Below are 12,062 nucleotides of genomic sequence, written 5' to 3' on the forward strand. Positions count from 1 at the left end.
CTCCTGTTTCTAGTTTACTAGATTTCAACAGGAGTGTTTTTCTTCTGTCTCATGTTAGGGGGGCAGTGCCATCCGACCCACTTGTTTTTATTTGTTTAAAGAATATTATCAAACTCTTCACGTACTTGATCCGGCCATACGCTGGATTGTACTTCACCAATATGTTTCTTACGCAACAAGAACATAGCCATACGGGACTGACCAATACCACCACCAATTGTCAGCGGGAAAAGTCCATTTAGTAATGATTTATGCCATTCCAACTCTAAGCGATCCTCTTCGCCAGTAATAGCAACCTGACGACGCAAGGAGTCTTCATCAACACGAATGCCCATTGATGAGATCTCAAAGGCATGGCCGAGCGCATCATTCCAAACCAAGATGTCACCATTCAAACCATGATAGCCAGTTTCACTTTCAGTGGTCCAGTCATCATAGTCTGGAGCACGACCATCGTGAGGTTGACCATCAGCCAAAACACCACCAATACCGATTAAAAAGACTGCACCGAACTCTTTAGTGATAGCATCTTCACGCTCTTTAGGTGTTAAACCTGGATACTTCTCAACGAGTTCTTCTGAGTGGATAAAGGTAATCTGTTTAGGAAGCACTGCATCAATATCAAAGCGGGCTTCAACTGCCAATTCCGTTAGACGAATAGCCTTATAAATTTTTTCAACTGTTTCCTTAAGGTAGACCAAATTACGGCGACCATCGGGAATAACCTTTTCCCAGTCCCATTGATCAACATAAACCGAATGGGTTTCATCTAGCGAATCCTCATCTGGACGCAGGGCCTTCATATGGACGAACAAGCCTTCACCTTCATTAAAGCCAAAACGTGCTAAGGTGTGACGTTTCCATTTAGCTAGAGAGTGAACGACTTCATAAGAAGCATCTGGAATCTGGAGCACATTCACACGTACAGGATTTTCGACACCGCTCAAATTATCTTGCATACCGTCTCCAACCTTACTCAAAATAGGCCCTTGAACCTCGACGATGTCAAGCTTATCAATGAGATATTGAGTAAAGGTATTCTTAACAAAGGAAATCTCCTGTTGCTGATGAATAAAGCTCTTCTTCATAAGCTTCTCCTCCTTAAAAATAGTAATGGACTTATTATACTCCTATTTATATAAAAAATAAATAGTTTTTTGAAAATTCCCATGTTTTTTCATCTTTTATGTTAGATTTCATAACATAACTCTTTTCAACAAGGAACAATTGATAATTTTACCACTGTTCTTTAAGGGGATTAACTGTTTAATCTACCTTATTAAATTTAGAAAGCTCCGTCATTTTATAAGTTGATGGATCAAACTCTGAATTTAGGTCTCCTATCCAATAGACGTAGGTGATGGAAGAGTCGCTATTGATTTTGACACCTATTTCCATATCAGATCCTACGCCACCTAGACCGTAAGTCGGTATAGCCTCGTATATAGCTGTGCCTTCCGCAAAACGATAGAGCCCTTTTTCTACTTTTTCCATCTTAGTGATCTGGGCGGTTGAATTCTGCCCACCTTCTATCTGCTTGGTAACTGTCCCGTCTGCCTTATAAGTAAGTGTCTGTTTTGTATCACCCTGGGTACCAATACTACCACTCCAAGTCCCTATGAGTTCAGAAGGGAAAATGTCGCTCGCATTCTTACTATCTGTTTGCGATTGCTCATCATTGTCGTCAGTGGAAGCATACTTATCGATGAGGTCTGTGTAAGCCTTTTGCATAGCTTCTGGTGCTTCCTGATAAACATAGTGGCTATCATTATAATCTTGATACCAGTAATCTTTGACGTAGTAAACTTTACCGTCGGTAGCCAGGACAATTTGATAACTATCCTTCTTCTGATCAACATAATTTTTGTAATAATAATTATAGCCCATATTCGTAGTCATATTTTTTTCATCTATTGGAATATTTTTGCTATCTATGAGCTCAGTCTCTTCATCAGCGATAGAGCTGTAATATTCATGTTGAGGAGATTTTAGGGTATAGAGACGAAAAGCAGCATTTGATTGAAAATCCTCAGCCTTATCGCTAGATAAATCATTTCCCAAAAGAGTGACATCAAAGTCATTCTTATAATCAATGAGGTCCTCAACATTAGATTGTTTATTATTGACATAGATTGGTCTTTGACCATTAATATCATTAAAATCGCCCTCATAATAACCAAGCAGCCGTGTCAATATCTCGGTATTATCTTTCGTCTTCAATGACCAAAAGGAAATATCAGGATTGCTTATCATACGAATACCATCGTACTGACCTTGTACCACGACTGCATTTTTACCATAGTCACTGTTATAGAGCCATTTCCCAAAATCATCAATAACCTTTTGTTCATTTTCCTGAGTCAGAGAACTTGTTTGATTCTCAGTTTTTTCTGCTTGGTTGGAAGTTTCAGAAGAATCATCTCTAACCGGTGCAGAGGTCACTGTAGAAGAGCCCTCAATCTGCTCATATTGCTCAGAATTTTGAACAGTGACGGTCGGCTGATTTATCGGATTGAGACCTTGCCTAATGACGATATCTCCCTGATTTTCCGGCAGACGAATACGAATATAATTTCCTTTGTCTTCCTGAGGCTTCGTTTCATACACTTCTTTCGTTTTAGTGTTCTCCACTCGGTACTTGTGCTTTTGAGTACGCTTAATTTCAAAGCGAATCTTTTGCTTAGTTTGCTTATCTCTAACCTCTGTTGCATAAAGAACATCATTTCTATTCAAAGCTGTTGTTTGTCTATACTTTCCTAAAGCCAGAAAAATTAAGAAAATCACGACAGCTAAGATAATAAATTTTTTGCTTTGCTTTATCATTTTTTACCTCATATCACTAAATAGCCTAGTATGTAGCCTAACAGAGCCAAAACAATGAGAATTCCTGCCTTTAGGAAGAGCCTTCTTGTCAATTGAACAGGAAAAGATTTCTTTATTTTGACTTGGGGTTGAAAACCATGCTGAGCAGCTTGGTCGATTTCGGCTTCAGAAGGCTTACGCCCGTTGATGACTTGAAACTCAATCATCCATTCTTCTTTTGTCATTTATGTCTCCTTTCTCTTTTCAAACATAAAATCAAATCAGTAAACACAAAGGCTAGGAGCAGTTGCCCCCAGCCTCCTTGGTCTATTTAACCGTATTTTCTTCACTAATTCTGGTTGAAGTACCATTACTACCAGTAATAATGTAATTAGAGTAACTATCCTCATAATAACTATCGTCTGAGGCAGAACCACCACCAGTGTATTCAACATTTGCAGACCAAGATAATTTATCTTTGATATCACCTGATGACTTGTGATCAGAATCATAGCCATAGTAAAAATCATAAATAACTGTGAAGTTAACCGTAAATTTAGTCTTGCTGGTTTGCACGACACTGGTAACATCAACATCACTAAAAGTGACACTATCAGCTTTTCGATTCTTTGCATTAATTGTGTTAGTATCAATAACATCGGTAATATCCTTATACATGCTATTGTCACTTCCACCTTGGAAGATATCATCTAAATCATCTGGGGTTGTGTTATCTACTGCATAGGATGACAACTTATCGTAAGCCGCTGTAATAAGATCATCTGCTGTATCACGATCAAGAACACCCACAGCATCCAAGGTTAGAGTGTCATCATCAGAAATACTCTCAATAGAGGCTGTTTCTGATTTTATACTTGTTCCATCACTGAATTTCTTTTGCACATAAACAGAAGCGCTATCAGTAACAGCAAGATGAGAGGCCGAATACTGGCCATTGGTCACCTTACCAATTTTCTTGCTTCCAACATAGACATCTCCATCACTGATATTACTCTTAAGCTTAAAATTGAGGTATTTAACATCAAGTTTAATCGATTCCGATGATGAGCCTCTTAAATCTTCCTGCAAGCTAACTTCAATATCTTGATTATTCACCTTACCATTAGCTACAAAATCATAAGTTCCGGGATAGAGCCGCTTAACGTCAGCTGAATAATCTTCACTATCTGATGTGGCATAAGTGTTTTCATTGATGGTGATCTTCAAGTCTTTGGTGTTGGTTGATACCTTGACCGAAGCGGGATCAACAGCCACTTTCCATTTAGGAAAAATCAAGTATTCATGACCGGTCTGAACCATCTTCGACCCTTTAAGCAAATTATCTTTATCTGTTTCAGTAAAAACTTTCGAGGTATCTGTGTATTTCAGATCAGAATTTTTTATCTGTTTCTTAGTATCAGACCATACTTCGTAAACGAGCTGCTTTTTAAAATCTTTACCGGCAACTTCAAGATAACGATCAGCTACCGCCTCGCGTGAATAATAATGATTACCATAAATGAAGGCACTAACCGCAGCAAGGATCAACACAGTCACAAAACCAATTAGGACCTTCTTCCAGCGAGGCATGGCTGATTTTACTGATTTAGGGCTGGCTTTCAAAAATTGGTTGACACTGGTTAAATCAAAGGCAGCTGCCTTACCAACCAAGAACTCCTCAGGGCGTGGTTGACGTCCAACATACTTCTGAAATGCTGCAATCCAAACATCTTGTTGAGATTTATCCCGTGATTCCGAAATGTTCGATCTCTCATCAGAAAAATCTACAGTGGCTTCTGCCAGCTCGGTCTCCTGTGATGAGAATCCTTCCTGAGATAAGTGGGAATCTTCAAAGCTCATTTTCTCATTTACTGGATTGATAGATTCATTTTCCACATAATCACTGTAAATAGTATCTTGTATATCAGCATTATTTACAGCGTCTGCATCTAAACCGGCAATTCGACGAATTTCTTTAGGAGAAAAATCGGTTTTCTTTCCCGCCATGAATTCTTCAGGGCTGGGTTTCCTACCAACAACTGTTTCAAATAATTGTGTCCATTTTTCCTTAGTGGCCATGGTTCATTCCCTTATTAATATCATAAAAATCTGCTGATAATTTCGAAAAAAGAATCACCAACTGCTTCAAAACCACTAACAATCACTGCTAATAAAATTCTATGGAATACCCGACAGATGATGGCGAAGATTAATAGAGCAGCGACAGACACATAAAAATTATTAACTTTCCCAAAAGAGGTGACTATATTCTTAATTAGAGCAACCAAGATGAGAGCAAAACTAATAATAAGAAAGATCCCTACAATTATTACAGCCACCTTCATAACATTAAAGGATGATACTTCCCCAATTAGTGAAAAGGATTGGAGAGGATTAAAATCGTAATCAGAAAAACTATTTGAAAAATCTGATTCTGTAACCTTTATCGCTCCTGGCATGATAAAGGTTGCCAGGAAAGTCAAAAAGTTTACCGCTAAAAGTAAGGGCGTATAAGAAAAATATTGTCCTACTTTAGTGAAGAATTTCTTGGTCTTGTCTCTATCCAAAAGAACTGGACCAGCGGTAACTAATACGTAGAAAATGAAGAAGATAATGAAAAGGAGAAGAACCTTTAAGAAGCCAAAGTTGGCAGCTACAAGCTGTGTATAATTGTCATATAAATCTGATGCATTTTCTTTTAAACTCTGACCTAAAAAGGTAATATTGGCAAAGGACATTAGGAAGCGGCGGAAAAAGTTTATAAATGCCCATCCCATAAAGAGCGAAGATAAACCAATAGTAATCAAACCAAAAGTCAGATGACTTTCTTCAGCTTTAGCTTTTGGATCTTTGAAACCATTGAGGAACCATGAAAAATAGTTCTTAATAGCTTTTTTGAAAGTTTCTATTTGTGGATTAGGTTGCTTGGGAACTGCTGGTACCATAGCCGGTTGAAATTGACCTTGGCCATTGACAGGCTGTTGATAAAACTGTTCTTGCCCCATTTGTCCTAGTTGTGACTGTTGAATAAATTGGCCTTGAGTTGCTTGCTGTTGTTGAGCAAATTGATCAGCAGCTAGAGGTTGCTGAAATTGAGCAGTTTGAGTAAACTGACCCTGGGTTGCCATTGGATCTTGAAATTGAGCTGTCTGTTCAACTTGACCCGCTGGTTGGTTTTGAAACTGGGCTTGTTCAAATTGGCCTGCCACTGACTCTTGTGGTTGAGCAGTTTGAGTAAATTGAGGCTGAACTTGTGGTTGAACGGGCTCAGACTGAGGAGTTGCTGGTTCAGGTTCAGCTGTATATTCACCAGCAGCCAGCGCTTGGGTTAACTCTTCAGCTGACGGTGTACGTCCGTTGATAGCTTCAAAGTATTCAATCCAATCTTGTTTATTCATAATGGTCTCCTTAAATAATAATACTTCTTTATTGTACTACATAAAGATCCTTTATGCAATATGATCTGGCATTGAACCCTTGATATATCAAGGGTTCAATCACTAATTAGTCATAAATAAACAAAGATAATGTATAAAAAAGAGCCCGTAGGCTCTTGATAAAATTAAGCTTTTAAGAAACGTCGGATAGAGATCAGTGAGCCGATAGAGCCAATGATAATTCCAGTTAAAAATAAGCCACTAATCAAATAAATCAAGAAAGGATTAGCTGGATAGAGACCCAGATTTTCAGCGGCTAGAGAGGGACCAAATCTGCTGTCAAACCATCTGTAAGCAAAAAAGACGATGATAGCAGGAATAATTGCTCCTAATATGCCAACCCAAGCACCTTCAAAGAAGAAGGGGGTACGGATATAAGAATTTTTAGCCCCAACCAGACGCATAATGACAATATCATCCTTTCGGGACATGATGGTAATACGAATGGTATTTGAAATCAAGAAGATGGCTACAAATACTAAGAGTACCGTTCCGATGATACCACCTGTGCGGACGCGCTTCACTATGTTGGTCAAACGATCCGTATCAACACCACCATAGTTGGCATCATCAACTCCTTCGATGCCCTTAATTTTTTCAGCAATATCTTTCATCTGATCAGCAGATTTGACCTTGACGATATAAGCATCAAAGAGAGGGTTAGAACTTTCATCATAGCTCCAAGCATCACCGTATTCTTTTTGCAAATCGGCTAATTGGTCATTCTTGCTTGAAAATTCAATAGATTTGACACCATCAATTTCTTGAATCTGATTATAAACAGCATGAAAACCATCATTGTGACTACCATCACCATTGGTTTCATAAGGATCAGATGAACCTTCTGCCAGATAAACATTGATTGTCAAATTGTTTTCTAAATCGGTTCCTAGCTTTTGAATATTGAGCAGAACGCCGATAAAGAGCCCCACCAAAGTAAGAGTAATGGTCACTGATGACACGGCTGCAACTGTCATCCAACCTTGTCGCCTTAAACTCACAATGGATTCGCCTAAGTGTCGGAAAAATCTTCTAATCATCGTAACCGTATTCTCCTTCCTCTTCATCGCGAACCAGCTTACCGTCTTCAATGGCCAAAACACGATGTTTATGTGTATTAACAACCGTACTATTATGGGTAGCCATCAAGATGGTTGTCCCTTGTTCGTTGATGCGTTCCAACAACTTCATGATTTCTTCTGAAATCTCTGGATCCAAGTTACCGGTAGGCTCATCGGCAATCAAAACTTTAGGATTATTTACTAAAGCACGCGCAATAGCTACCCGTTGTTGCTCACCACCAGACAGTTGATTAGGGAAGGAGCGAGCCTTGTGTTTCAAACCAACGAGATTCAAAATATCAGCCACACGCTTTTTAATGAAACGTGGTTTTTCTCCAATAACCTCCATTGCAAAGGCAACATTTTCAAAAACGGTCTTATGTGGAAGCAATTTATAATCCTGAAAGACCACTCCAATCGAACGCCGTAAAATCGGAATTTGTCTCTTCTTAATTTTGTTGAGGTCAAATTTCCCAACCTTAATGGAACCGCGAGTTACAGGTTCTTCACGATAAAGCAGACGAATCAAGGTTGATTTACCTGCACCTGATGGTCCGACAATATAGACGAACTCACCTTGTTTTACACTGAGAGTTACATCTCGAAGAGCTGCAGAGCCGCGGGGATATTTTTTAGTAACTCTTCTCAGTTCAATAAGCGCCATATTTTTTCCTTTCTGCTTACTACTATTCTTCTATACGCCATTTGAGGTAGGCATCAATAAAACCATCAATATCACCATCCATGACCTTGTCAACCTGAGCAACTTCATACCCCGTACGGTGATCTTTGACCATGGTATAGGGAGTGAAAACATAAGAACGGATTTGGCTACCCCAGGTAATTTCTTTTTTGTCCCCCTTAAGAGCCGATACTTCTTCTGCTTTTTTTTCCTGCTCTAATTGGTAGAGTTTAGCCTGAAGTAGTTTCATTGCTCGATCGCGATTACCATACTGGGTACGATCGACAGTTGAAGCCACGACAATCCCTGTAGGAATATGTGTCAGACGAACACCGGTTGAGACTTTATTGACATTTTGTCCACCAGCACCGCCTGATCGGAAGGTATCCATCTTGAGGTCATCATCACGGATCTCCACCTCGATAGTATCATCAAGCTCCGGCATAACCTCGACAGAAGTAAAAGAGGTGTGGCGACGCTTGGCTGAGTCAAAAGGTGAGATCCGCACTAAACGATGAACACCCATTTCGGATTTGAGCAAGCCATAGGCATTGGCACCTTCAAATAAGAGGGTCACTGACTTGATTCCTGCTTCATCACCTGCTTGATAATCTAAGGTTTCCACCTTGAACCCTTTAGCATTACCATAGCGCTGGTACATTCTCAGAAGCATATCTCCCCAGTCTTGGGCCTCTGTTCCGCCTGAGCCCGGATGAATCTCTAAAATAGCATTATTATTATCATAAGGTTCAGACAAGAGCAAGGTCATCTCATAACTGGTCATCAATTTATCCAGTTTCATCAAGGTTTCTTCTAAATCTTCCTTGACGCTGTCGTCCTCTTCAAGCATTTCCAAGTAAAGCTCAGACTCATCTGAGAGTTCCTGCATAGCATTGAAGGTTTCATATTTCTGTTTGAGCTCATTGAGTTCCTGTGAAGTCTTTTGAGCCGCAATATTATCGTTCCAAAAATCTGGCTCGGTCATGCGATTTTCTAACAAGGCAATATCTTCTTCCAAGCGGTCTAAGTCAAAGAGACCTCCTGAAGCTAGTCAACTTCTCTTGATTTTCTACTATTTTTTGGCGAATTTCAGCCACTTCCATTTTGGTACTCCAATCTTTTTCGTATCCTCATATTCTACCACAAAGCGCTTAAATTTGCCATTTCTCACACACCAGCTGCCATTCCTTTTGGCTGTCCTCATCCTTGAGACTAAGATTACGCATGAAATCCTTAATCAAATCATCCGGCTTTTTAACAATTTCACCCAAAGCCCAGATAGCCGTTGCGGTATGGATAGGATTATTATTCTTATCGATAATTTCCATCAGTTTGACTATTGCATTGCGGTCGTGGACATTGGCCAAGGCAATGATAGCATTTCGCTGGAGAATATTTTTCCCTCGCCAACTACCAGCAATCTGACCAAATTTTTTCTTGAACTCACCATTTGATAAGTCCAAGAACGGTAGCAACTCTGGCCAAGCTAGCTCGGGATCAATATCTGTCGCTAAAGGATTGGTGATTCCCTTATTATAAGGACAACAAATCTGACAAATATCACAACCATAGATGACAGTTTTGATTTTCCTGCGAAATTCTATATCCATCATGCCCTTATCTTGAGTTTGAAAGGATAGGCAGCGCTTGGCATCCATACTGCCATCACCTATTAGACAGGAAGTTGGGCAGGCATCTAAGCAGCGCCTACAATCACCACAACCATAATCAACTGGCTGATCCGGTTCAATCTCTAAATTAGTAATCAGTTCTCCCAAAAACATATAGGAACCGTATTCTTTAGAAATCACCAGACCATTCTTACCAATAAAACCGATACCTGCTCGCTGGGCTACAGCCGTATCAACCAGAGCTCCCGTATCCACCATAGCCTTATGTTCCAAGGGAAAATCTTCACAGAGAATCTCAATTCCTCTAGCCAATCGCTCCAACTTGTCATTCAGAATATGATGATAGTCCAATCCCCAAGAATTTGGAGTGATTTTCCCACGTTTGTACTGAGTTTTGGGCGGCTGGACAGGCAACTTATTAGGATAGGCAACTGCAATCGAGATAATGGTTTTAGCAGATTCCAGACTTAATTTAGGATCAAGGCGTTCTTCAATAACCTTGTGCTCAAATCCAGAATTGCGGCCTTCTTCAACCGAAAGACGCAAGGATTTCTCCAAATAAGCAAAATTATCCGCTGTCGTAAAGCCAATTTTTGAAATACCAATCTCCTCAGCCAGACGCCGAATCTCTGTCTTAATATCCATAGCTCTATCATAATGCAAATTAGAAACAGGTGCAAGCTAAAAATTAGGAAAATTTCTATCTTTTTCCTCAATTGCTTAAGACCAATTCCCTGACTATTTTTTAGTATTTTTGCTAAAATAGAACCATGACAAAACTTGCAGTTATGAGTGATCTTCATATTGATCTCAACCATTTTGATAGCCTTGAACAACAAAGCCTGCTAAAAACCCTAAAAGAACAAGGAATTGATCATCTCCATTTAGCTGGAGATATTTCTAATCATCATAAGGAAATTTCCCTTCCTTTTTTTGAACAAGTAAGTAAGCAGGTCAAACTGACTTACAATTTAGGTAACCACGACATGCTGAACCTATCGGATTCAGAAATTGAAGCCTTGGATTTCCAGATTTACAATTTAGGTGAGAGGCAGTTACTGGCCTTTCACGGCTGGTATGATTATTCTTTTTCCGATGAGCCTCTCGACAAAATTCGTAAGCGTAAGAAAAACTTTTGGTTTGATCGTCGTCTTAAGCGCATCGATGATGATCCAATGATTACCAACCAAATCCTAGATAAATTGGAGAATCGCTTGAAACTGCTGGATCCCCAAAAGCTAATCATTGCCATGCACTTCGTTCCCCATCAGGATTTCACCATGACCCACGAGCGCTTCATCCCTTTCAATGCTTTTTTAGGAAGTCAAAAATTCCATCAACTTTTTGCGCAATATGGGGTTAGGGACGTTGTTTTCGGTCATGCCCATCGTTCTTATGGCGATCTCACTATTGATGGAGTCCGCTACCACTCTCGTCCGCTAGGCTATATTCGCGAATGGGACCTAAGCATTAATTTTGTAGCTGAGCATCCCGAACTCAATCCGAGCGGTACTTGGAATCTCTCAAAGCGCTATAATCTTATCAAAAATACCCCAGAATATCAGGCTTACAAAGAGGCGCATTTGCAAAGCGAATTATTAAATTCAATGACCATTTTTAAAGTCTAGGATTGGTCCAATTTTTCAAAAAGGCTGCTTTAAAACATAAATAATTATTATAAGTAAGAAAACGAACAAAGTAGGAAAGAGAGAGATTGTTATAAAGTATGATATAAAATGGCTAGCCTACTGCTTACGATTTTAAGTTTAGTCACCCTTGACACATGGCATTCCAACGGAGCCGTAAAATGACAAGAATACAGAAAAACAAGCTCGACTAGACATTTTAAAAGCCCCCCAAAAACAGCCGTCAAAAATCCTCATCAAAGTCTTCGTCACTTTCCTCTTTGGAGGCTTCATCAGGACCTTTATTGTAAACAGACCAAGATACACTTTGCAATAGTGACAAATCAACACAGCCGAATGATTATATTTTAAAAGATTGGAACTCAAGAATGGGACAGACTTACCAATCCAATCCCATACACCTGAAAACAGTATCAGTTTTTATGGACTAGATGCTCCGGCCAATTTATTAGCTTTTTGCGCCGGATAAATCAATGATCGCCGACTTCTCTAGACAAACGCCAAGCTTGATCCGGTCTAGTAATGGTCAGGCAGGATACGGTGAGACAGCTCTGCTAGTAGCCTACTTGGATGTTGAAGGTCGACGCGATGTTGATATCGGTATTTTCTTGTGATAAAAGATGATCAATCAGGTATCTAGATAAGGAAATAAAATCAAGGAAAGCCTGAAGGAAAATTATATTTTCCCTAAACGCAAATACTGAACTGAGAAATGTCTTTACGCAATTAGTGACACTAATTCCAACTATTCTTAAATCAGTATCACTTAAAACATTTTTGATTCCAGTCACTGATAGTGTTTG

At 39.5% G+C, this 12,062-nt stretch carries 11 protein-coding genes; 2 read left to right on the forward strand and 9 right to left on the reverse strand.

Annotated elements, in window-relative coordinates:
- Window positions 1-95: 95 nt before the first annotated feature.
- The 9 genes from asnA to queG all read right to left on the reverse strand — a co-directional run bounded on the left by asnA (window position 96) and on the right by queG (window position 10,258).
- A complete protein-coding gene (gene asnA, locus ACFOSE_RS02375; RefSeq protein ID WP_380430002.1) occupies window positions 96-1,088 on the reverse strand; it encodes an aspartate--ammonia ligase in 993 nt (330 codons plus the stop codon).
- A gap of 178 nt (window positions 1,089-1,266) precedes the next feature.
- Window positions 1,267-2,823 (reverse strand): hypothetical protein, encoded by a 1,557-nt coding sequence (locus ACFOSE_RS02380; RefSeq protein WP_380430005.1) that lies wholly within the window; start codon window positions 2,821-2,823, stop codon window positions 1,267-1,269.
- Window positions 2,824-2,831: 8 nt separating this feature from the next.
- Window positions 2,832-3,047, reverse strand: a complete 216-nt coding sequence (locus ACFOSE_RS02385) for a hypothetical protein (protein WP_380430008.1) — start codon at window positions 3,045-3,047, stop codon at window positions 2,832-2,834.
- An 82-nt stretch (window positions 3,048-3,129) separates the two neighbouring features.
- Window positions 3,130-4,881, reverse strand: coding sequence for a zinc ribbon domain-containing protein (locus ACFOSE_RS02390; protein WP_380430011.1), 1,752 nt, complete (start codon window positions 4,879-4,881; stop codon window positions 3,130-3,132).
- A gap of 20 nt (window positions 4,882-4,901) precedes the next feature.
- Complete coding sequence (locus ACFOSE_RS02395; protein WP_380430014.1) at window positions 4,902-6,200, reverse strand: hypothetical protein; 1,299 nt, start codon at window positions 6,198-6,200, stop codon at window positions 4,902-4,904.
- Window positions 6,201-6,364: 164 nt separating this feature from the next.
- On the reverse strand, window positions 6,365-7,279 hold the full coding sequence (gene ftsX, locus ACFOSE_RS02400; RefSeq protein WP_380430017.1) for a permease-like cell division protein FtsX: 915 nt from the start codon (window positions 7,277-7,279) through the stop codon (window positions 6,365-6,367).
- The gene (gene ftsE, locus ACFOSE_RS02405; protein ID WP_380430020.1) at window positions 7,272-7,964 is read right to left on the reverse strand and encodes a cell division ATP-binding protein FtsE; all 693 of its coding nucleotides are present in this window, start codon (window positions 7,962-7,964) and stop codon (window positions 7,272-7,274) included. The genes ftsX and ftsE overlap by 8 nt, the downstream gene beginning before the upstream one ends.
- A gap of 22 nt (window positions 7,965-7,986) precedes the next feature.
- A protein-coding gene (prfB, locus tag ACFOSE_RS02410; protein ID WP_380430023.1) for a peptide chain release factor 2 occupies window positions 7,987-9,085 on the reverse strand; the annotation gives its coding sequence in 2 pieces (ribosomal slippage) (window positions 7,987-9,012 and window positions 9,014-9,085; 1,098 coding nt in all).
- 48 nt (window positions 9,086-9,133) lie between these two features.
- Window positions 9,134-10,258, reverse strand: coding sequence for a tRNA epoxyqueuosine(34) reductase QueG (queG, locus tag ACFOSE_RS02415; RefSeq protein WP_380430026.1), 1,125 nt, complete (start codon window positions 10,256-10,258; stop codon window positions 9,134-9,136).
- Window positions 10,259-10,383: 125 nt separating this feature from the next.
- On the opposite strand from queG, the gene ACFOSE_RS02420 reads away from it, so the two are divergent.
- Together ACFOSE_RS02420 and ACFOSE_RS02425 are read left to right on the forward strand one after the other, a co-directional pair.
- Window positions 10,384-11,241 carry a metallophosphoesterase gene (locus ACFOSE_RS02420; protein WP_380430029.1) on the forward strand — a complete coding sequence of 286 codons (858 nt, stop codon included), beginning with the start codon at window positions 10,384-10,386 and terminating at the stop codon, window positions 11,239-11,241.
- 491 nt (window positions 11,242-11,732) lie between these two features.
- Entirely contained in the window at window positions 11,733-11,873 is a 141-nt protein-coding gene (locus ACFOSE_RS02425; RefSeq protein ID WP_380430032.1) for a hypothetical protein, read from the forward strand.
- Window positions 11,874-12,062 lie beyond the last annotated feature (189 nt).

Origin of the sequence: Streptococcus dentapri (genome assembly GCF_042649885.1) — a bacterium.
Lineage (GTDB): Bacteria > Bacillota > Bacilli > Lactobacillales > Streptococcaceae > Streptococcus > Streptococcus dentapri.